Source organism: Oerskovia sp. NPDC060338, assembly GCF_042726295.1.
GTDB lineage: Bacteria > Actinomycetota > Actinomycetes > Actinomycetales > Cellulomonadaceae > Oerskovia > Oerskovia merdavium.
The window spans coordinates 153962-174878 of sequence record NZ_JBHXCQ010000010.1; the positions used below are offsets into that span (position 1 = coordinate 153962).

Sequence of the window (20917 nt, forward strand, 5' to 3'; positions counted from 1 at the left end):
CTTAGGCTCGAGAGCATGAGCGACGACGGAGTTCCCCAGGCAGGCACCGGCTACCGCAAGGGTCCGGTGCTGCTGCGGGGAGAGCAGATCCCCCAGCAGACGACCGACCAGCGGCTGCTCGACACCGCGGGCAGCGCCGACTGGGTGCACAGCGACCCGTGGCGGGTCATGAGGATCCAGAGCGAGTTCGTCGAGGGCTTCGGAGCTCTTGCCGAGGTCGGCCCGGCGGTGTCGGTCTTCGGTTCGGCGCGCACGAGCCCCGACCACCCGGACTACGCGCTGGCGGAAGAGGTGGGCCGGCTGCTCGCCGAGCGCGACCTCGCGGTGATCACGGGTGGCGGGCCGGGCATCATGGAGGCCGCGAACAAGGGGGCCACCGAGGCCGGGGGCCTCTCGATCGGTCTGGGGATCGAGCTGCCGTTCGAGCAGGGCATGAACAAGTACGTGAACCTGGGAGTGAACTTCCGGTACTTCTTCGCCCGCAAGACCATGTTCGTCAAGTACGCGCAGGGGTTCGTGGTCCTTCCGGGCGGGTTCGGCACGTTCGACGAGCTCTTCGAGGCGTTGACCCTGGTCCAGACGCACAAGGTCACCGAGTTCCCCATCGCCCTCGTGGACAGCGGGTACTGGTCGGGCCTGCTCGAGTGGGCTCGTACGACCGTCGCGGGGCGCGGCATGATCAGCGCGCACGACCTCGACCTGCTGTACCTGTGCGACGACCCGGCCGAGGCGGTCGAGTACGTGTGCGAGCGCGGCGAACAGCTGCGTGCCGAAGAGCTCGAGTCGGTGGCCGACACGGCAGCCGCTCAGCAGCGGGCTGCCGGCGACCGGTGACGGGCGCCGCGACCCCGGAGCCCGGGGGCCGGGCGGTCGGCGCCGACCCGGCGTCGACCGTGCCCCCGGTCCCTCCGCAGTGCGCTCCGCTCGTCCTGCGAGGGCGGGAGGTGGGGGTCGACGAGAACGCCCCCGGTCGCCCCGTGCGCCCCGTGGTCATGGCGATCGTCAACCGGACGACGGACTCGTTCTACGCGCCCGCACGTCAGCTCGACGACGGGGCGGCGCTCGAGGCGGTCGCGCGGGCCTGGTCCGAGGGTGCGGCGATCGTCGACGTCGGGGGAGTGCGCGCGGGGACGGGGCCCGAGGTCACACCGGCCGAGGAGATCCGTCGGGTCGTGCCCTTCGTCGAACGGGTGCGGGCCGACTTCCCCGACCTCCTCGTGAGCGTCGACACCTGGCGAGCCGAGGTCGCCCGCGAGGCGGCCCTGGCCGGCGCGGACCTCGTCAACGACACCTGGGCCGGGCACGACCCGCGCCTGGTCGAGGTCGCGGGCGAGCTCGGCGTCGGCGTCGTGTGCTCCCACACGGGAGGCGCCACGCCACGGACCGACCCGTTCCGGGTCGCCTACCCGCCCGAGGGGCTCGACGGCTCGGCGAGCCGGCGGACCGACCCTCGCGACGCCGTCGTGCAGGACGTCGTCGCGACGCTCACGGCGGCCGCCGCGCGCGCGGTCGCGTGCGGCGTACCGGCGGCCTCGGTGCTCGTCGACCCGACGCACGACTTCGGCAAGAACACCTGGCACTCGCTGCACCTCGTGCGCCGGACCCAGGCGCTCGCGGGCCTCGGCTTCCCGCTGCTCATGGCGCTGTCCCGCAAGGACTTCGTGGGCGAGACGCTCGACCTCCCGGCCGACGAACGGCTCGAGGGGACGCTCGCCGCGACGGCGGTCGCCGCGTGGCTCGGCGCCCGGGTCTTCCGCGCCCACGACGTCGCGGCCACTCGACGGACGCTGGACACCGTGGCCGCGATCCGGGGCGACGCACCCCCGGCCGTCGCGCTGCGCGGTCTCGCGTGAGCGAGCCGGCCGCGGTGCGCGGGCCGGGCGACGAGCAGGCGGCCCGGTCGCGGGCCCGGGAGGCGGCCCCGCCCGGCGGGACCGATGCCGCGCGGCCCGGGCGAGCCTCCTCGCTCGTGACGGCCCTCCGGGCACCCGTGCGGTGGCCGTGGTGGGTGCAGGTGCTCGCGGTCTACGCCGCGGCCCGGCTCGTCACCGCCGCGATACTCCTGGTCGTCGCGCGCTCGCAGGAGTCCAACCTCTGGACCGACGCGGCGCCGTCGTACGCCGCCTGGACGGGGCGGATGTGGGACGCCTCGTGGTACCAGCAGATCGCCGAGCACGGCTACCCGGCCGAGCTGCCCGTGGGGGCCGACGGGCAGGTGCAGCAGAACGTCTGGGCCTTCTACCCGCTCTTCCCCTTCCTGGTGCGGGCCGTGCAGCAGGTCACCGGCCTGGGCTGGGACGTCGTCGCCCCGACCACGGCGCTGCTGTGCGGCGCAGGCGCGATGCTGGTGATCCATCGCCTGGTCGAGCGCGCCGGTCGCCTCGCCGTGGCGCGCCGTCCGGGCCTTCCGCTCGCCACGGTCGCGCTCGTGAGCGTCTTTCCCTCCTCGGTCGTGCTCCAGGTCGCCTACACCGAGGCGCTCGCGCTCCTGCTGATCGCCGGGGCGCTGTACCTGGTGTGGGCCCGCCGCTACGAGTGGGCGGGGCTCGTGGTCGTGCTGCTCGGTTTCAGCCGCGCCGTCGCCCTCCCGCTCGCCCTGGTCGTGGCGTGGCACGCGGCGGTCCGTGGACGTGCGTGGTGGCGCGCCAGGCGCGTGGTCGGGCACACGCCTGGCGGTGGTTCTGTGGCGGTGCCCTGGCGCGACGTCGCCCGCATCGGGGGGCTCCTCGTCGTCACGGTCCTCAGCGGGCTCGTGTGGCAGGTCCTGTGCGGCCTCGTGACCGGTCGGCCCGACGCCTACTTCCTGACCCAGGAGGCCTGGCGGGGAACGGGACCGGTCGTCCCGTTCGTGCCCTGGGTCGAGGTCTCCCAGATGCTCTTCGGCGGCGCCGGCCCCTGGGTCCTGCTGGCGGTCCTGGCCGCGGTGGCCGCGGTGGGACTGAGTCCCGTCGCACGCCGGCTCGGCCCTGAGCTCCAGGCGTGGCCGCTCGCCTACCTGGGATACCTCGTCGCCGTGATCGAGCCCTGGACGAGCCTGGTCCGGTTCCTCCTGCTCGCCTTCCCGCTGGGGGCCGTGACCCTCGGGTGGACCCGGTCGCGGTGGTGGTTCTGGGGGTGCGTCGTGGCGTGCGTCGCGGGGCAGGCCTGGTGGGTCTGGGGCCTGTGGCGGCTCACCCCGCCGAGCGGATGGCCGCCATAACGTCGACCGGTTCACGATCTGCGCATTTGCCGCGACGGCGTGTCGCACGGGTGAACTAGAATGGTGCACGGGCGTCCTCGGGCGGTCGGCGCGGCGACGTGCTGCCACCCTGCCGGGACGCCGACCACAGCAGTACTGGACTACGGAATGGAGAGCCCACAATGGCTGCGATGAAGCCGCGTACGGGGGATGGCCCGCTCGAGGTCACCAAGGAGGGCCGCGGCATCGTCATGCGTGTCCCGCTCGAGGGTGGCGGTCGACTCGTGGTGGAGCTCAACGCGACCGAGGCCAGCGAGCTGGGCGAGGCGCTCCAAGCCGTCGTGGGCTGAGACGCCTTGACCGCGCGCGACGCACAACCGCTCCTGGACCTACCTCCCGTCGGAGGAGCCCCTCGGCACCTCCCCGAGGTGGTCGAGACGCCGGGCACCGTCCTGGACTGCCCGTTCCTGACGGACGACGCGGTCTCCGCCCTCGTGGTGGCCGTCGCTCCTCCGCTCGAGGAGGAGGACGGACTGCAGCCGCGCGCGGGGACCGTGGACGCGGCCGCGCGCTACGGGATAGACCTCGCAGAGCTGGCCGACCGCTCCGGAGGCTCGGGCTTCCGGGGCGCGGCCGGCGAGGTCACGACCGTCGACCTGCCGCGCACCCACGCGGGCGCGGCCAACCCGCTGCCCTGGGCAGGGCTCCCGTCCACGATCGTGCTGCTCGGGATCGGAGCAGGCTCCGACCTCGAGCTCCGACGCGCGGGAGCCGCGCTGGCCGGGGCGACGCGCGGGCTCGAGCGCGTCGTGAGCGCAGCGACGGCCGACGCCACCCCCAGCGGTGTGACGGCGTTCGTCGAGGGGTACCTGCTCGCGGCCTACCGCACGCCACGCTTCGGCGGAGCCGCCCCGAGCCGCAAGGTGCGTGGGCCGGCCCCGGACCCGCGTGCGGCCGCGGAACAGCTCGTCCTCCTCGGCGAGGGCGCCGAGCAGCAGATCATCGCTGCACGGATCGCGGCGAGCGCGACGTGGCTCGTGCGCGACCTGTCGAACACGCCGTCCAACATCAAGGACCCGGCCTGGTTCGCCCAGCAGGCGACGGATCTCGCCGAGGCCGGAGGCCTCGAGACCCAGGTCCTCGGCCCGCGCGAGCTCGCGGCGAAGGGGTTCGGAGCCCTGCTGGCCGTGGGTGCGGCCTCGGCGAGCCCGCCCCGGCTCGTGACGATCACGTACGTGCCGGAGGACGCCGACCAGCACGTCGTCCTCGTCGGCAAGGGCATCACTTATGACACCGGTGGGCTCTCGATCAAGCCCCGTGAGGCCATGGTGCCCATGAAGACCGACATGGCCGGGGCCGCCGTCGCGCTGGCCGTGGTGCTCGGTGCCGCAGAGGCCGGTATCCGGCACCAGGTCACCGCGGTCCTCCCGCTCGCCGAGAACCACTTCGGTGCGGACTCGTACCGTCCCGGGGACGTGCTGCGCACCTACTCGGGACGCACGGTCGAGGTCGCGAACACCGACGCCGAGGGTCGCCTGGTCCTCGCGGACGCGCTCGGCTATGCGGTCTCCGAGCTCGCGCCGGACCTGCTGATCGACGTCGCGACCTTGACCGGCGCCGCGAGCGTCGGCCTCGGACGGGGCCATGCGGCCCTCTACGCGACCGCTCCCGAGCTGGTGGCAGGCCTCGAGGCCGCTGCCGACGCGACGGGCGAACGCGTCTGGCACATGCCCCTCGTCGAGGACTACACGTCCGCGCTGCGCTCGACCGTCGCAGACCTGCGGCACGTGCCGCTCGAGGCCGGAGGCGGCGGCGGATCCATCACGGCCGCCCTCTTCCTGCGGGAGTTCACGGGAGGGCTGCCCTGGGTCCACCTCGACATCGCCGGGCCGGCACGGGCCACGGCTTCGCGGCACGAGGTCACCGAGGGGCCGACGGGCTACGGGGCGCGCCTCCTGCTCCGGTACCTCGCCGACCTGCGCTGAGGTCACGCCCGGCGATCTGCCGGGTGCACGACGAGGGCCCCTCACCCGTTCGGCGGGTGAGGGGCCCTCGTCCTGTCTCACGCCCGCGCCGGCTGCGCGGAACGACGCGTGCGGTGGTCCGGCCGGTGCTCTCTGCTGCCCGGACGTCCCTGGGCTACCGGCGCACGCCGAGGAGCAGTCCGTCGCCGCTCGGGATCAGTGCGGGCAGGACGCGGTCGTCGGCGCGCAGCGAGCGTCCCACCTCGCGCACGATCGCGGTGATCTCGTCGCGCCGGGCGGGGTCTGCGACGCGGTCGCCGACGAGCGCACCGTCGACCGCGACGATGCCGCCCGGGCGCAGGAGACGCAGCGCCTGCTCGACGTACTCGGGATAGCTGTGACGGTCGGCCCCGACCAGGACCAGGTCGTACGCGCCGTCGGTGAGTCGGGGCAGGACGTCGCTCGCACGACCGGGGATGGTCCGGGTCCTGGTGGCGCGGATCCCGGCCTCGGCGAAGGCGTCCTTGGCGGCACGCTGGTGCTCGACCTCGACGTCGATGGTCGTCAGGACGCCGTCCTCGGGCATCCCGCGCAGGAGCCAGAGCGACGCGACACCCGTGCCCGTGCCGATCTCGACGACCGAGCGGGCGCCCAGCGCGGCCGCGAGAGCCTGGAGCACGGCGCCCACGCCGGGCAGGACTGCGGGGCAGCCCAGCTCGGCGGCACGCTCGCGAGCGCGCAGGAGGACGTCGTCCTCCGGCACGAACTCCTCGCAGTAGGTCCAGCTCGACGCCTTGGCGTTCGTCCGGCCGATGTCGGTGGTGATAGGGCCCTCCTGGTCTCGGGCACCGCGCGTCTCCGGGGAACCCCGGACGGACTGCTGCGGTGCTGCCGTCCTGCGCGGTGCAGGTGAGGCGATCGTACCGGCCCGCGGGCTCCGTGGCGCTGGATGAGCCCCCGTCCGGGGGAGGTTTCGTGGACGTGGTGCGCACGTCCGCGCGACGCCGGGAACGGATGCGCGACGCACGGCGTTGTACGGGGACAATGGACCGTGTGAGCAGTGACGTGAGTGCCCAGCCCTGGACGCCCCCCTCGTGGGACCAGATCGTGCGGGAGCACTCCGCGCGCGTGTACCGGCTGGCGTACCGCCTGACCGGGAACCAGCACGACGCCGAGGACCTGACCCAGGAGACGTTCATCCGCGTCTTCCGGTCGTTGTCGAGCTACACCCCGGGGACGTTCGAGGGGTGGCTGCACCGCATCACCACGAACCTCTTCCTGGACCAGGTGCGGCGCAAGCAGCGCATCCGCATGGAGGCCATGGGCGAGGACTCGGCCCAGTACGCGGCCACGGGGGAGATGACGCACCCGGAGCGAGGGTACGAGCACACGAACCTCGACCACGACGTCCAGCGCGCGCTCGACGCCCTCTCGCCCGAGTACCGGGCGGCGGTCGTGCTGTGCGACATCGAGGGGCTGAGCTACGAGGAGATCGCGGTCACGCTGGGCATCAAGCTCGGCACGGTGCGTTCGCGCATCCACCGTGCGCGCTCGCAGCTGCGTGCGGCGCTGCCGCACCGTGACCCGTCCGAGCGTGCGGCCACGGACGGCACGCCGTCCGAGGACGCTGCGGTCGACCAGCTGACGGCCCTGGCGGTCCGCACCGCACCGGGGGGACCATGACGCACCTCGGGACCCTCATCAGCGCGCTGGCCGACGACCAGCTCTCGCCCGCGATGCGCGAGCGGGCGCTGACGCACGTCGCAGGGTGCGACCAGTGCGCGGCCGAGCTCGCGGTGGCGCGCGCGGTCCGCAAGCGCCTGTCGTGCGCGCGCGACGTGCTGCCGACGACGGACCTGACCTCCCGGCTCCTGGCCCTCTCGGCCCAGATCCCGGAGGTCGACGGAGACCCGCTGCGCCAGGGGCCGGCCGTGCGCGACCCGTGGGCGCCCCCTCCGGAGGCGGGGGCGCTGAGCTGCGCGCTCACGGGAGACATCGCCGCTCATGCCCGACGACGCCGCTCCCGTCGCGTTCTCGTCGCCGCATCGAGCGGGGTCGCCGTGCTGGCCGTCGCGCTCTTCACGCTCGGTGACCGGCCGGTCGTGGTGCCGGACCGTCACGTCGCGTCGCCCCTGACCGTGCTGGCCGAGGCCGGCGGTGCCTCGGCGGCGGGAGCCACCGAGGTGGCCCTCGTCCCCGTCCTGCCGGAGATCTCCGAGGACGGTGGGGCCGGTGGCGGTTCCGGTGGCGTGGACCTCGCGGACTCGACGGCGCTCGCGTGGATGGCGGAGAACGGGTGGACGAGCCCGTCGGGGATCCTCGACGGGTTCGACGTTACGTCGGTCCGGCTCGTCGGATCCGAGGGCGACGTGCTCCGCGTGGACCTCGCCGGCCCCGAGGGAACCATCGTGGTGCGCGAGCAGGTCGGCCGGCTGGACACGTCGAGCCTCTCGCGCTCGGAGGGCTTCGAGGGGCGCGCCGTCTACGTCCTGTCCGACGAGCCGCCTCACCTGGTGTGGCAGGCTGGGGACACGGTGATCGACGTCGTGGCAGAGGTGAGCAAGGACGTCCTCGCCTCGTTCGTGGCGACGTTCCCCGCGCACGACTTCGACGCGGGGGTCCCGGCCCGCATCTCCCGGGGATGGACGACCATGACAGGAGCCTTGGGCACCCCATGACCGCACACGACTCAGCGCTGGACCCCGCCGAGCCACAGCCCGCTGCGCCGCCTCACGAGAGCTCGCCCGAGCACGCGCCCGTGTCGGTGAACGGATCTGGACCGTCGGAGGACGTGCCGTCGTCGCCCGAGCAGGCGTCGACCCCGCAGACGGACGCCCCCGAGGTGCTGGGTGCATCGTCGGTCGAGGCGCCGCCGTCGGCCGTGGCGCCGGACGCTCCTGCACCGGTTCACCGGTCCGGCGGCGAGCCGGTTGCGCCGGAGCCGAGCACCCCTTCGGAGCCCGCACCGACCCCCGGGGCAGGGCAGCGCACCGAGGAGGTGCCCGTGCCTGTCCCGGCCCCCGCGCTGCCCCCGGCAGCTCCGAACCCCTTCGCTCCGCCGTCGGCGTTCCGGTCCACCCCGACCGCCCCCCTGTCCCCGGGCGCGCCGGGGGCGAGCCACGCGGCTCCCGGCCCCGTGCCGCCGCCCGGTCCGCACGACACCCGCCCGTACGGGGCGCCCCTGGGCGCGCTGCCCGTCGCCCGACAGGGCCTGCCGGGATACGCCCCGCAGGGGCCGGCCGGCCGGCCCCCGTACGCCGCGTACCAGCACCCCACGGCCACACCGGGCGGTCCAGCGCAGCACGGAGCCACCCCGCCGCAGCCGGGGTATCCGGGAGCGGACGGCCTGCCCGGCGAACCCGACCCGCAGGGCCCCACGACGCCCGCCGAGCACTGGGGTGCACCGCCCCCGCCGCCGGCGCAGAAGCCTCGTCGCCGGATCGGCGTCGGTGCCGTGGCGGGTATCGCGGCGCTCGCCCTCGTGGCGGGCGCGGTCGGTGGCATCGCCGCCGACCGGATCGCCGACGGCACCCAGCGCCGTCCGGTCAGCGCGTCGCTCCCGCTCGCAGGGACGAGCCCTGAGGCCGAGCGCCCCGAGGGATCGGTCGCCGCGATCGCCGCGACCGTGCTCCCGAGCGTCGTGTCCCTGCAGGTCGAGGGCGCGGACGGGATCTCGACGGGCTCCGGCTTCGTGATCCGTGAGGACGGCTACATCCTCACCAACAACCACGTGGTCGCCGGCGGCGCGGACGGCGGCAAGGTCACGGTGCTCTTCGCGGACGGGAGCGAGCGTCCGGCCACGATCGTCGGTCGGACCGCGGACTACGACCTCGCGGTCGTCAAGGTCGACGAGGCCGGCCTGACCCCGCTCGTGCTGGGCGACTCGGACGCCGTGGGCGTCGGTGACCCCGTCGTCGCGATCGGTGCCCCGCTCGGGCTCAACGGGACGGTCACGACCGGGATCGTCAGCGCGCTGAACCGTCCCGTCGCGGCAGGCGACTCGGCCGAGACCGCGTTCATCAACGCGATCCAGACGGATGCGGCCATCAACCCGGGGAACTCGGGCGGACCGCTGGTCAACGGTGCGGGCGAGGTCGTGGGCGTGAACTCCGCGATCGCGCAGCCGCCGGGCACGGGTGGCGCGACGGGCAGCATCGGCCTCGGTTTCGCGATCCCCTCCGACCAGGCCCGGCGCACGGCCGAGGAGCTGATCGAGAAGGGCACCGCCACCTACCCGGTGATCGGGGTCCTGCTCGACTCGCGCTACCAGGGCGAGGGCGTCCAGGTCACGACCGAACCGCAGGGCGGGCAGTCGCCAGTGACCGCGGGCGGTCCCGCGGACGCCGCCGGGATCCAGGCCGGAGACGTCATCCTCGCGATCGACGGGAGGCCCGTGAGCCTGAGCGACGAGCTCATCGTCGCGATCCGCGCGAAGGCACCCGGGGACACCGTGACCCTGCGTGTGCGCACCGGCGACGACGAGCGCGACGTCCGCGTGGTGCTCGACGAAGCCACGAGCGAGTAGTCTGACCGCGTGTTCGGTATCAACGGCGCCGAGTTCGTCGTCCTCCTCGTCGTCGCCGTGATCGTCATCGGTCCCGAGCGACTGCCCCGCTACGCCGAGCAGCTCGGCGCGTTCGTCCGCACGGCCCGCGGCTTCCTCAAGGACGCCAAGTCGCGCGTCGACGAGGAGCTGGGGCCGGAGGTGGGCGACGTCGACTGGTCCAAGCTGGACCCTCGTCAGTACGACCCGCGACGCATCGTCCGGGAGGCGCTGCTCGACGACGACGACCTGCTGGGCACGTCCTCGCGGCCCCGTGGCGCGTCGCCCGTCCCGCCGCCGCCACCGCCGCCCACGGACGCGGACGGCGTGCGTGTCCCGGCGCCGTTCGACGACGAGGCGACCTGAGCGAACTGGCCTGGATCCCAGGGAACGACCCGGATTCGGTCGACGCACGTCGACCTGTCAGAATGGGGCAATGGTCAACGAGGTTCCCGGTGAACGGCGTCCACGCATCTTCTCGGGGATGCAGCCCACGGAGGATTCGCTCCAGCTGGGCAACTACATCGGGGCTCTGAGCCAATGGGTCGCGCTGCAGGAGTCGTACGACGCGATCTACTGCGTCGTGGACATGCACGCCCTGACGGTCAACCCCGAGCCCGCGAAGCTGCGCGAGCGCACGCGTCGTACCGCAGCGCAGTACCTGGCCGGGGGAGTCGACCCCGAGACCTCGACGCTGTTCGTGCAGTCGCACGTCCCCGAGCACGCTGAGCTGGCGTGGGTGCTGTCGTGCCAGACGGGCTTCGGCGAGGCGGGTCGCATGACCCAGTTCAAGGACAAGTCCGCGAAGCAGGGCACCGACGGCACGACCGTGGGCCTCTTCACCTACCCGGTCCTGATGGCCGCGGACATCCTGCTCTACGACGCGGCGCTCGTGCCCGTGGGCGAGGACCAGCGGCAGCACCTCGAGCTGGCCCGCAACCTCGCGGAGCGCCTCAACTCACGGTTCGGCGAGGACACCGCCGTGGTCCCCGAGCCCCACATCGTCAAGGCCGTGGCGAAGATCTACGACCTGCAGGAACCGACCGCCAAGATGAGCAAGTCGTCGTCGGGCGGCAAGGGCGTCATCTGGCTCCTGGAGGACCCCAAGGCGGCCGCGAAGCGCATCCGCTCCGCGGCGACGGACTCGGACAACGAGATCCGCTACGACCCGGCGAACAAGCCGGGCATCTCCAACCTGCTCACCATCTTCTCGGCCCTGACCTCGCGTCCGGTCGAGGCGATCGCCGCCGACTACGAGGGCAAGGGGTACGGGCACCTGAAGGTGGACCTCGCCGAGGTCGTCGTGGACTTCCTGACGCCGTTCCAGGCTCGCGCGAACGAGTACCTGTCCGACCCGGCCGAGCTCGACGCGGTCCTGGCCCGGGGGGCCGAGCGTGCGCGCGGGCTCGCCCAGACCACCCTGGACCGCATCTACGACCGCGTCGGCCTGCTGCCGGCCCGTCGGACCCGCTGATGAACCTGCCCGAGCGCGGTCCGTCGCAGGTGCGGATCGGCATCGCGATCGAGATTCCCGAGCCGTTCGGCCCTGCGCTCCAGGAGGCTCGTGCCGCGTTCGGCGACCCCTTCGCCGGGGACATCCCCCCGCACATCACGTTGCTCGGCCCGACGGTCGTGGACGAGTCGGCCCTCGACGAGGTGTACGGGCACCTCGAGCGCGTGAGCGCGCAGGCTGCGCCGTTCCGGGTCATCCTGCGTGGCAGCGGGACGTTCCGGCCCGTGTCGCCCGTGGTCTTCGTGATCGTCGCGCAGGGCATCGCGGAGTGCGAGGAGCTCGAGGGCGCGGTGCGCTCGGGCGTGCTGGACCAGGAGCTCCGGTTCAACTACCACCCGCACGTCACGGTCGCCCACGAGGTCGACGACGAGGCGCTAGACCTGGCGTTCGAGGAGATGGCGGGGTTCGAGGCCGCGTTCGACGTCACGGGCATCCATCTCTACGAGCACGGCGACGACGGGGTCTGGCGTCCGGCCCGCCGGTTCGAGCTCTCCGGTCTGTCGGACGGGTGAGCCGGGGCTTCCTCTCCTAGGCTCGGGCGATGACCTCTCCCACGACGCCCGACGACGAGGCTCCTGGCCTGGTGGCTCGGCTCACGACCCGGGCCAAGGCGGTGCAGGCCTGGTGGAACACGACCCGGCCCGCTCGGGCCCTCGCGCAGTACGGGGTCCAGCGGGGGGCGCTCCTGTGCGGCGGCATGGCCTACTCGGCCCTGTTCTCGCTGTTCGCCGGCCTGACGATCTTCTACACGGCCTTCATGGCCTTCCTGGGCAACCGCGAGGAGCTGCGGGACGAGATCTTCACGCAGATCGACAAGGCGATCCCGGGACTGATCAAGCAGACTCCCGACGGCCCGGGCATCATCTCGCCCGACCAGCTGATCCTCGACCGTGGCTTCGACCTGTCGAGCATCATCGCGGTGTTCGTGCTGCTCTTCAGCGCGATCTCCTTCATGGCCGCGCTGCGCACCTCGACCCGCGCGATGTTCTCGCTGACGAACGTGGGGCAGAACCCGGTCCTGTCCAAGCTGCGCGAGCTCGGTGGGTTCGCCGTGCTGGGTATCAGCGTCGTCATCTCCGCGGCCGCGACGGTCGTGGTCCAGACCCTCGGGGCGACGCTCTTCGGCCATGGTGTCCTGGCGTCGGTCCTGGTGCCCGTGGTCGGCATCTTCGTCGGGCTCTTCTTCGACGCCGTCGTGGTCCTGCTCATCATCCGCTTCGTCGCGGGAGTACGCCCACCCCGCAAGGACCTGTACATCGGTGCCCTGACGGCCGCGGCAGCCTTCGGGGTCCTGCGCTACCTCGGGACGAGCGTGATCGTCGGCAGCTCGTCCCGCAACGCCCTGCTGGGCTCGTTCGCCACGTTCGTCACGATCCTGCTCCTCGCGAACTTCGTGACCCGGATCCTGCTCATGGTCGCGGCCTGGATCGCGGACCCGCCCGCGCAACCGACCGCGGACGAGCTGCGTGCGCAGGCCGAGGCCGAGCAGGAGGAGCGGCTCGAGGCGGAGGTCCGACGCGGGGCCGGCTACGGGTATCCCTGGAGTCCCGTGGTGCGCGGGGTGCGGCGCGGCCGCGAGCCGCGGGTGTCCGTCAAGATCTGAGCCGCCAGACGCCGACGGCGGCCCGCCGGCCGGAGCCGGGGACCGCCGTCGGGCAGTGCGGGAGGAGCGTCAGAACGCGCGGGTGATCATCGCGCGCTTGACCTCCTGGATCGCCTTGGTGATCTCGATGCCACGAGGGCACGCCTCGGTGCAGTTGAAGGTCGTGCGGCAGCGCCACACGCCCTCCTTGTCGTTGAGGATCTCCAGGCGCTGCGTCGCACCGTCGTCGCGCGAGTCGAAGATGAACCGGTGCGCGTTGACGATCGCGGCCGGACCGAAGTACTGGCCGTCGGTCCAGAACACGGGGCACGAGGACGTGCACGCCGCGCACAGGATGCACTTGGTCGTGTCGTCGAAGCGCTCGCGCTGCTCGGCCGACTGCAGGCGCTCCTTGCTCGGCTCGTTCCCCGACGTGATGAGGAACGGCATGATCTCGCGGTAGGAGGCGAAGAACGGCTCCATGTCGACGACCAGGTCCTTGATGACCGGCAGTCCCTTGATGGGCTCGACGGTGATCGGCTTGTCCGGGTTGACGTCCTTGAGGAGCGTCTTGCACGCCAGGCGGTTACGGCCGTTGATGCGCATCGCGTCCGAGCCGCAGATCCCGTGGGCGCACGAGCGACGGAAGGTCAGCGAGCCGTCGTGCTCCCACTTGATCTTGTGCAGCGCGTCGAGCACGCGGTCCGTGCCGTGGGCCAGGACCGTGTACTCCTCCCAGTACGCGTCCTCGCCGTGCTCGGACTCGGGGTTGTAGCGGCGGAGCTTGATCGTGACCTCGAAGGAGGGCACGGCGCCGACCTCGGTCTTCTCCGAACCGGCAGGGGCTTCGAGTGTGGCAGTCATCAGTACTTACGCTCCATGGGCTCGTACCGGGTCTGGGTGACGGGCTTGGAACCCAGCACGATCTTGTAGGAATCGAACTCCTCGACGTGGTCGAAGTATCCCTCCACGTGCCCGTCGGCGGTGTCGCCGGCGGCCGTGGGGCGACGGTAGGCCATCGTGTGGAGCATGTAGTTGGCGTCGTCGCGGTCCGGGAAGTCCTCGCGGTAGTGACCGCCGCGCGACTCCTTGCGGTTGATGGCCGCGATGACCGTGACCTCGGCGATGTCGAGGAGGAAGCCGAGCTCGATGGCCTCGAGCAGGTCGGTGTTGAACAGGCGTCCCTTGTCCTGGACCGAGACCTTGCGGTAGCGGTCCTGGAGGGTGCGGATGTCCGAGAGCGCCTGGTTGAGCGACTCGCCCGTGCGGAACACCTGGGCGTTGGCGTCCATGGTCTCCTGGAGCGCCTTGCGGACGTCCGCCACGCGCTCGCCGTCGGGACGGTTGCGCATCTCGTCGAGCTGGGCGATCACCGCGGCGGCGGGGTTCTCCGGCAGGTCGCGGTACTCGGCGGTCGCGGCGTACGCGGCGGCCTGACGGCCCGCGCGCTTGCCGAACACGTTGATGTCCAGGAGCGAGTTGGTCCCGAGGCGGTTGGAGCCGTGGACCGAGACGCACGCGACCTCTCCGGCCGCGTACAGGCCGCGGACGACGTTGTGCCCGTCACGCAGGACCTCGCCACCGACGTTGGTCGGGATGCCGCCCATGGCGTAGTGCGCCGTGGGGTAGACGGGCACGGGCTCGGTGTAGGGCTCGATCCCGAGGTACGTGCGCGCGAACTCCGTGATGTCCGGGAGCTTGGCGTCGATGTGCGCGGGCTCGAGGTGCGTCAGGTCGAGCAGGACGTAGTCCTTGTCCGGCCCGGCGCCGCGTCCCTCGCGGACCTCGTTGGCCATCGACCGCGCGACGATGTCGCGCGGCGCGAGGTCCTTGATGGTCGGGGCGTAGCGCTCCATGAAGCGCTCGCCCTCGCCGTTGCGCAAGATGCCGCCCTCACCGCGGGCGGCCTCCGAGAGGAGGATGCCGAGCCCGGCGAGACCTGTCGGGTGGAACTGGAAGAACTCCATGTCCTCGAGCGGCAGGCCGCGACGGTAGGCCAGGGCCATGCCGTCACCGGTGAGCGTGTGCGCGTTCGACGTCGTCTTGAAGATCTTGCCGGCGCCGCCTGTGGCGAAGATGATCGCCTTGGCCTGGAAGACGTGGATCTCGCCGGTCGCCAGGTCGTACGCGACGACGCCGGTCGCGTTGACCGTCTCGCCGTCCGGCACGTCCTCTGCCGCGAGGTCGTGGTCCGTGATGAGGTCCAGGACGTAGAACTCGTTGAAGAACTCGACGTCTTGCTTGACGCAGTTCTGGTAGAGCGTCTGGAGGATCATGTGACCCGTGCGGTCCGCGGCGTAGCAGGAGCGGCGCACCGCGGCCTCGCCGTGGTTGCGCGTGTGGCCGCCGAAGCGTCGCTGGTCGATCTTGCCCTCGGGCGTGCGGTTGAACGGCAGGCCCATGCGCTCGAGGTCGAGGACCGCGTCGATGGCCTCCTTGGCCATGATCTCCGCGGCGTCCTGGTCGACGAGGTAGTCGCCGCCCTTGACCGTGTCGAACGTGTGCCACTCCCAGTTGTCCTCCTCGACGTTCGCGAGGGCGGCGCACATGCCGCCCTGCGCCGCGCCGGTGTGGGACCGCGTGGGGTAGAGCTTCGAGATGACCGCCGTGCGGACCTTGCCGGACGACTCCAGCGCCGCGCGCATGCCGGCGCCGCCTGCTCCGACGATGACGACGTCGTACTGATGGGTTTGCATCGGTGTCGATGCCTCCTGTGACGAGTGGGAAGGGGGACGGGGGCTGTCAGGCGGCGTCTGGGGGAACGTCGACCGGCAGGTCCGTCAGGCGGTGCAGAACGACGGGAGCTGGTAGTCCAGCGCGTTCGGCGGGCACGGGTCGAACGTGAAGACCACGAGGGTGCCGAGCACGGTGACGATCACGAAGGCCAGGTACAGGGCCCACTTGAGCACCATGCGGGTGCCGTCGCGCTGGGCGTAGTCGTTGATGATGGTGCGGACGCCGTTGGTGCCGTGGATCATCGCGAGCCAGAGCATCAGGAGGTCCCAGACCTGCCAGAACGGCGAGGCCCACTTGCCGGCGACGAAGCCGAAGTCGATCGCGTGGACGCCCTCGCCGACCATGAGGTTCACGAAGAGGTGCCCGAAGATCAGGACGATCAGCACGACGCCCGAGGCGCGCATGAAGACCCAGCTGTACAGCTCGTAGTTCGAGCGCGTCGTCTTCTGACGCTTGTACGGGTCGCGGGGGGCCGCGAGCGGAGAGCTGGTGGTCGTGGTGCCCATCAGTGCCCACCTCCGAAGACGTTCATGAGGTGGCGGGGCAGGAAGCCCGCCATGGTCACGACGAACAGACCGACGACGACCCACAGCATGGTGCGCTGGTACTTGGGGCCCTTGGCCCAGAAGTCCACGAGGATGATCCGGACACCGTTGAAGGCGTGGAACACGATGGCGGCGACCAGGCCGGCCTCACCGAGTCCCATGATCACGGTCTTGTACGTGCCGATCACGGCGTCGTACGCCTCGGGCGAGACTCGTACCAGCGCTGTGTCCAGCACGTGCACGAGGAGGAAGAAGAAGATGAGCACGCCGGTCACGCGATGCGCGACCCACGACCACATGCCTTCACGGCCGCGGTACAGCGTGCCAGCAGGTGCACTGGGCACTTTAGGGGCCTCCTGTGGCGAGTTCAGGGGTGAGATATCGAGCTGGACGACGTCGTCCGCCGGTGGCCGTTCACGACCGCTCCGTCTCGAGGCTCCGAGGAGTCGGGAGGAGCGGCAGATCCAGGGCTCGCCGGAGTCCGTCGATATCCGTCTCTGGGGTTCCACCATAGTGACATCGGCGTCAGGTTGCGGACCGCCTGGGCTCCCAAGCGGCCCGCCCACCCCGGATTGTGACTCATTCCACAGGGCGTGAGGGAACTGTGGAGGACCGGTCTCGCGGGCGTCCCGGACGGCGTCTCGACCCGTGGTCACTATGCTTCGAGCATGTCGACCACTCCTGCGCCTGCCCCTGCTCCCGGTGGGTCGTCCACGGACGACCGGGCCGTCCCCGGCTTCTATGCCGTGATCCCCGCGGGTGGGGCCGGGACACGGCTGTGGCCTCTGTCCCGACGGGGCAACCCCAAGTTCCTGCTCGACCTCGCGGGCACCGGGCGCTCGCTGCTCCAGGCCACGGTCGACCGCCTGGCGCCCCTGACGGGCGAGGGGGGCATCGTCCTGGTCACGGGCCGCCAGCACGTGGCCTCGGCCAGGACGCAGCTGCCGGGGCTCGACGAGGACTCGGTGCTCGCCGAGCCGTCGCCCCGGGACTCGATGGCGGCCATCGGGCTGGCGGCCGCGGTCCTCGAGCAGCGTCACGGCGACGTGGTGATCGGCTCGTTCGCGGCCGACCAGGTCATCACGGGGCAGGCGGCGTTCGAGCAGGCCGTCCGGGAGGGCGTGGAGGCCGCGCGGGCGGGCTACGTCGTCACGGTCGGCATCGCGGCGTCGAGGCCCTCCACCGCGTTCGGCTACGTCCGCAGCGGGGCGCCGCTCGGCCTCGAGGGGGCTCCGACCGGTCTGCACGCAGAGGGCTTCACGGAGAAGCCCGACGCCCTGACCGCGCAGCGCTACGTGCGCTCGGGGGAGTACCGCTGGAACGCGGGCATGTTCATCACGCGGACCTCGGTCCTGCTCGGGCACCTGGCCGACCAGCGCCCCGAGCTCCACGACGGGCTGCGACGGATCGCCGCGGCCTGGGACACGCCCGAGCGGGACCAGGTCCTCGCGGACGAGTGGCCCGGGCTCGAGAAGATCGCGATCGACCACGCGGTCGCCGAGCCCGTCGCGGCCGTGGGCGGGGTCGCGGTGGTCCCGGGGAACTTCGGCTGGGACGACGTGGGTGACTTCAACTCGCTCGCCGCCCTGCTGCCCGCTGCGGACGAGTCGGGCTCCAAGGTCCTGGGGGACGCAGGCCGGGTCGTCCGGCTCGAGAGTGCGGGCTCGGTTGTCGTCCCGGCGAGCGAGCGCGTCGTGACGATCCTCGGCCTCGACGACGTCGTGGTCGTCGACACGCCCGACGCGCTCCTGGTCACGACGCGGGCGCGTGCCCAGCAGGTCAAGTCCATGGTCGACGCGGTGCGCGAGCGCGGGCTCGACGAGCTGCTCTGACTCTTCCCACCTGTGCGCCCGGGGCGGGCGTGCGCTCGCGCACCTGGGCGAGCGGCGCCGTCGGGCCGTGGGAGGAGCTCCCACGCAGCCCGACGGCGCAGCGCGGGCCGCGCGGTCCTCTCGCCGTCCGGTGCGTGACCGTCCCGCCCCGCCGTCGCAGGTCGGCGTTAGTCTCGGCGTGTGAGCACGCCTGAGGAGAGCACCCAGAACGACCGCACCCCGTCGCTGCCGTCGGGCGGCGGGCGGACCGAGGCCGGGGACCGCGTCGCGGCCGTCGCGGCCTCGCTCGCGGACGAGCTCGTCGCGATCCGGCGAGACATCCACGCGCACCCCGAGGTCTCGCGGGCCGAGACCCGCACCACGGCGCTGATCGCCGACCGCCTGCGCGCAGCCGGGCTCGTGCCGCGCCTGCTGCAGGGCACCGGGCTGGTGTGCGACGTCGGAGGAGCCGAGGGGCCCGACGGCGAGACGCGCGGGCGGGTCGCGCTGCGAGCCGACATCGATGCGCTGCCGCTCCAGGACCGCTGCGAGCTGCCGTGGGCCTCGACCGTCCCGGGGGTCGCGCACGCGTGCGGTCACGACGTCCACACGACCGTGGTGCTCGGGGCAGGCCTGGTCCTGGCCGAGCTCGCGCAGCGAGGAGAGCTCACGCGCCCCGTGCGGCTGATCTTCCAGCCCGCCGAGGAGGTCCAGCCCGGTGGCTCGCTCGACGTGATCGCGCAGGGCGGTCTCGACGGCGTCGACGAGATCTACGCGGTCCACTGCGACCCCAAGGTCGACGCCGGGCAGATCGGTACGCGCATCGGCCCCATCACCTCGGCCTCGGACGAGGTGTCGGTGACCATCACCTCGCCCGGCGGCCACACGTCACGCCCGCACCTGACGGGCGACGTCGTCTACGCGCTCGGCCAGGTCATCACCCAGGTGCCCGCGGTGCTCGGGCGCCGGCTCGACCCGCGCTCGGGCGTCAACCTCACGTGGGGCGCGGTGCACGCAGGGTCGGCGCACAACGCGATCCCCAGCACCGGGACCGTCCGGGGGACGCTGCGCTGCCTCGACGTGCGGGCCTGGGAGTTCGCGGGGCAGGTGCTCCACGACGCGGTCGAGCAGGTCGTGGCCCCCTACGAGGTCGAGGTGACCGTGAACCACACGCGCGGCGTGCCGCCGGTCGAGAACGCCGAGGACTGCACGGGGGCGCTCGAGGCGGCAGCGCGCGACGTGCTCGGGCCGGCCTCGGTGCTGCTGACCGAGCAGTCGCTCGGGGGGGAGGACTTCGCCTGGTACCTGACCAAGGTGCCCGGCGCCATGGCGCGGCTCGGGACCCGGACGCCCGGCGGCCGCTCGTACGACATCCACCAGGGCGACCTGCAGGTCGACGAGTCGGCGATCGGTGCCGGGGTCCGGCTGCTCGCGCGCGTCGCGCTGGGCTGAGCGGGCAGGGCGGGCACGGCGAGCAGGGCGCGCTCGGCGACGGGCGCGGCGGGCACCCGGACCGGTCCAGCGGTGGCGGCCGGACGGCTCGCGGAGTCCCCAGCAGTCGCCCGTCGTGGTTGCTCGACACAACCAGGTGTCCGATCCGTGGACCGAGAACGACCACGGCTGAGACGCCAGATGACGCTTCCATAACGAAGCGGCGTCGTTACCCGCAAGTAACGTCCACGATTCAAGGACGTGGCTAGTGTTCGATCCATACAGGCAGACGGACTCCGTGACCTTCCCGTGCAACGGCGCGCGGGTGGGTCCCGGTCATCTCCGTGAGGCCAACGACGAGATCGACAGGAGCTCATGGTGAAGAGAGCAACGCAGATGACCGCGCTCGCGGCGGTCGCCGCGCTGACGCTGGCCGCATGTGGCAGCGCGCCCGACGAGGGTGGCAGCACGGGAACGGCGGGAGGCTCCGAGTCGAGCTTCAAGGCCTGCATGGTGTCCGACGCCGGCGGGTTCGACGACAAGTCGTTCAACGAGTCGGGCTACAACGGCCTCATGGCTGCCGAGAAGAACCTGGGCATCCAGACCGCCACGGCGGAGTCGAAGGAGGAGTCGAACTTCGCTCCGAACATCGATAACCTGATCTCCGAGAACTGCAACATCATCGTCACGGTCGGCTTCCTGCTCGCGACCGCCACGGGCGACGCGGCCCAGGCGAACGCCGACGTCGACTTCGCGATCGTCGACTCGACGGCGCAAGACGCTGACGGCAACACGATCGAGCTCGACAACGTCAAGCCCATCAGCTTCGACACCGCCCAGGCCTCGTTCCTCGCCGGCTACCTCGCCGCGGGCATGAGCAAGACGGGCACGGTCGCCACCTACGGCGGTCTGCAGATCCCGTCCGTGACGATCTTCATGGACGGCTTCGTCGACGGCGTCGCGAACTACAACGAGACGCACGGCACCGACGTCAAGACCCTCGGCTGGAACAAGGAGACGCAGAACGGCTCGTTCGCCGGCGGCTTCGAGGACCAGTCCCAGGGCCAGCAGCTCACGCAGACCTTCATCGACCAGGGCGCGGACATCATCATGCCCGTCGCCGGTCCTGTCGGTGTCGGCACGCTCGCCGCGGCCAAGGACGCGACCGACGTCTCGGTCATCTGGGTCGACGCCGACGGCTTCGAGACCAACCCCGACTCGGGCGACCTGATCCTGACCTCGGTCCTCAAGGAGATCGGTGCGGGCGTCGAGGACGTCATCACCGCAGCCTCCGAGGACGAGTTCTCGAACGAGCCCTACGTGGGCACGCTCGAGAACGGCGGCGTGGACATCGCGCCGTACCACGACTTCGAGTCCAAGGTCCCGCAGGAGCTCAAGGACGAGATCGACCAGCTCCGCAAGGACATCATCGACGGCACCATCGTCGTGGAGTCCCCGAGCTCGCCGTGACCTGACGCTGTACCTCGTGGTGGGGGCGGCCCCCCCCCCCCCCCCCGGCCGCGCGCCCCCACGTGTGGGTAAAACACAAGCCAAAGGGGCCGGGGCACGAAGGGGGGGGGGTTATAAAAAAAAACCACCCCCCCAAACACAAAT

20 protein-coding genes are annotated in these 20917 nt (G+C 71.9%); 15 read left to right on the plus strand and 5 right to left on the minus strand.

Features of this window, described 5'->3' with window-relative positions:
* Nucleotides 1-15: 15 nt before the first annotated feature.
* From ACFWGN_RS13710 to ACFWGN_RS13730, 5 genes are all read left to right on the plus strand, one after another.
* Nucleotides 16-834, plus strand: a complete 819-nt coding sequence (locus ACFWGN_RS13710; RefSeq protein ID WP_191803331.1) for a TIGR00730 family Rossman fold protein — start codon at nucleotides 16-18, stop codon at nucleotides 832-834.
* Nucleotides 835-944: 110 nt separating this feature from the next.
* Nucleotides 945-1853, plus strand: coding sequence for a dihydropteroate synthase (folP, locus tag ACFWGN_RS13715; protein ID WP_318244504.1), 909 nt, complete (start codon nucleotides 945-947; stop codon nucleotides 1851-1853).
* Nucleotides 1850-3199, plus strand: a complete 1350-nt coding sequence (locus tag ACFWGN_RS13720) for a hypothetical protein (RefSeq protein ID WP_377617505.1) — start codon at nucleotides 1850-1852, stop codon at nucleotides 3197-3199. Before folP ends, ACFWGN_RS13720 begins: the two co-directional genes overlap by 4 nt.
* A 161-nt stretch (nucleotides 3200-3360) precedes the next feature.
* Nucleotides 3361-3528, plus strand: coding sequence for a DUF3117 domain-containing protein (locus tag ACFWGN_RS13725; RefSeq protein ID WP_064506638.1), 168 nt, complete (start codon nucleotides 3361-3363; stop codon nucleotides 3526-3528).
* A gap of 78 nt (nucleotides 3529-3606) precedes the next feature.
* Nucleotides 3607-5163 (plus strand): leucyl aminopeptidase family protein, encoded by a 1557-nt coding sequence (locus ACFWGN_RS13730; protein WP_377617507.1) that lies wholly within the window; start codon nucleotides 3607-3609, stop codon nucleotides 5161-5163.
* Between the two features lie 154 nt (nucleotides 5164-5317).
* Here ACFWGN_RS13730 and ACFWGN_RS13735 read toward each other — a convergent pair whose 3' ends face one another.
* Entirely contained in the window at nucleotides 5318-5968 is a 651-nt protein-coding gene (locus ACFWGN_RS13735; RefSeq protein ID WP_377617605.1) for an O-methyltransferase, read from the minus strand.
* A gap of 227 nt (nucleotides 5969-6195) precedes the next feature.
* Between ACFWGN_RS13735 and sigE the strand changes: the two genes are divergently transcribed.
* The 7 genes from sigE (at nucleotide 6196) to ACFWGN_RS13770 (ending at nucleotide 12801) form a co-directional block, all read left to right on the plus strand.
* Entirely contained in the window at nucleotides 6196-6825 is a 630-nt protein-coding gene (gene sigE / locus ACFWGN_RS13740) for an RNA polymerase sigma factor SigE (protein ID WP_377617508.1), read from the plus strand.
* The gene (locus ACFWGN_RS13745; RefSeq protein WP_377617510.1) at nucleotides 6822-7820 is read left to right on the plus strand and encodes an anti-sigma factor family protein; all 999 of its coding nucleotides are present in this window, start codon (nucleotides 6822-6824) and stop codon (nucleotides 7818-7820) included. The genes sigE and ACFWGN_RS13745 overlap by 4 nt, the downstream gene beginning before the upstream one ends.
* Nucleotides 7817-9667, plus strand: coding sequence for a trypsin-like peptidase domain-containing protein (locus ACFWGN_RS13750; protein WP_377617511.1), 1851 nt, complete (start codon nucleotides 7817-7819; stop codon nucleotides 9665-9667). Before ACFWGN_RS13745 ends, ACFWGN_RS13750 begins: the two co-directional genes overlap by 4 nt.
* A 9-nt stretch (nucleotides 9668-9676) precedes the next feature.
* Nucleotides 9677-10051 (plus strand): twin-arginine translocase TatA/TatE family subunit, encoded by a 375-nt coding sequence (locus ACFWGN_RS13755; RefSeq protein ID WP_377617512.1) that lies wholly within the window; start codon nucleotides 9677-9679, stop codon nucleotides 10049-10051.
* A gap of 70 nt (nucleotides 10052-10121) precedes the next feature.
* Nucleotides 10122-11159, plus strand: coding sequence for a tryptophan--tRNA ligase (gene trpS, locus ACFWGN_RS13760; protein WP_377617513.1), 1038 nt, complete (start codon nucleotides 10122-10124; stop codon nucleotides 11157-11159).
* Entirely contained in the window at nucleotides 11159-11710 is a 552-nt protein-coding gene (locus tag ACFWGN_RS13765; protein WP_377617515.1) for a 2'-5' RNA ligase family protein, read from the plus strand. Before trpS ends, ACFWGN_RS13765 begins: the two co-directional genes overlap by 1 nt.
* 29 nt (nucleotides 11711-11739) lie before the next feature.
* Nucleotides 11740-12801 (plus strand): YihY/virulence factor BrkB family protein, encoded by a 1062-nt coding sequence (locus ACFWGN_RS13770; RefSeq protein WP_377617517.1) that lies wholly within the window; start codon nucleotides 11740-11742, stop codon nucleotides 12799-12801.
* A 69-nt stretch (nucleotides 12802-12870) separates the two neighbouring features.
* Here ACFWGN_RS13770 and ACFWGN_RS13775 read toward each other — a convergent pair whose 3' ends face one another.
* From ACFWGN_RS13775 to sdhC, 4 genes are all read right to left on the minus strand, one after another.
* Nucleotides 12871-13644 (minus strand): succinate dehydrogenase iron-sulfur subunit, encoded by a 774-nt coding sequence (locus tag ACFWGN_RS13775; RefSeq protein WP_056650307.1) that lies wholly within the window; start codon nucleotides 13642-13644, stop codon nucleotides 12871-12873.
* Nucleotides 13644-15476 carry a succinate dehydrogenase flavoprotein subunit gene (gene sdhA, locus ACFWGN_RS13780; RefSeq protein WP_377617519.1) on the minus strand — a complete coding sequence of 611 codons (1833 nt, stop codon included), beginning with the start codon at nucleotides 15474-15476 and terminating at the stop codon, nucleotides 13644-13646. Before sdhA ends, ACFWGN_RS13775 begins: the two co-directional genes overlap by 1 nt.
* An 84-nt stretch (nucleotides 15477-15560) precedes the next feature.
* A complete protein-coding gene (locus ACFWGN_RS13785) occupies nucleotides 15561-16022 on the minus strand; it encodes a succinate dehydrogenase hydrophobic membrane anchor subunit (RefSeq protein WP_056650313.1) in 462 nt (153 codons plus the stop codon).
* Nucleotides 16022-16405: a succinate dehydrogenase, cytochrome b556 subunit gene (sdhC, locus tag ACFWGN_RS13790; RefSeq protein ID WP_191803309.1), complete on the minus strand. Its 384-nt coding sequence runs from the start codon at nucleotides 16403-16405 to the stop codon at nucleotides 16022-16024. The genes ACFWGN_RS13785 and sdhC overlap by 1 nt, the downstream gene beginning before the upstream one ends.
* Nucleotides 16406-16729: 324 nt before the next feature.
* Between sdhC and ACFWGN_RS13795 the strand changes: the two genes are divergently transcribed.
* The 3 genes from ACFWGN_RS13795 to ACFWGN_RS13805 all read left to right on the plus strand — a co-directional run bounded on the left by ACFWGN_RS13795 (nucleotide 16730) and on the right by ACFWGN_RS13805 (nucleotide 20773).
* Entirely contained in the window at nucleotides 16730-17893 is a 1164-nt protein-coding gene (locus ACFWGN_RS13795; protein WP_068625338.1) for a mannose-1-phosphate guanylyltransferase, read from the plus strand.
* 225 nt (nucleotides 17894-18118) lie between these two features.
* The gene (locus ACFWGN_RS13800; protein WP_191803854.1) at nucleotides 18119-19324 is read left to right on the plus strand and encodes an amidohydrolase; all 1206 of its coding nucleotides are present in this window, start codon (nucleotides 18119-18121) and stop codon (nucleotides 19322-19324) included.
* A 357-nt stretch (nucleotides 19325-19681) separates the two neighbouring features.
* Nucleotides 19682-20773, plus strand: a complete 1092-nt coding sequence (locus tag ACFWGN_RS13805; RefSeq protein ID WP_377617607.1) for a BMP family protein — start codon at nucleotides 19682-19684, stop codon at nucleotides 20771-20773.
* Nucleotides 20774-20917: the final 144 nt, after the last annotated feature.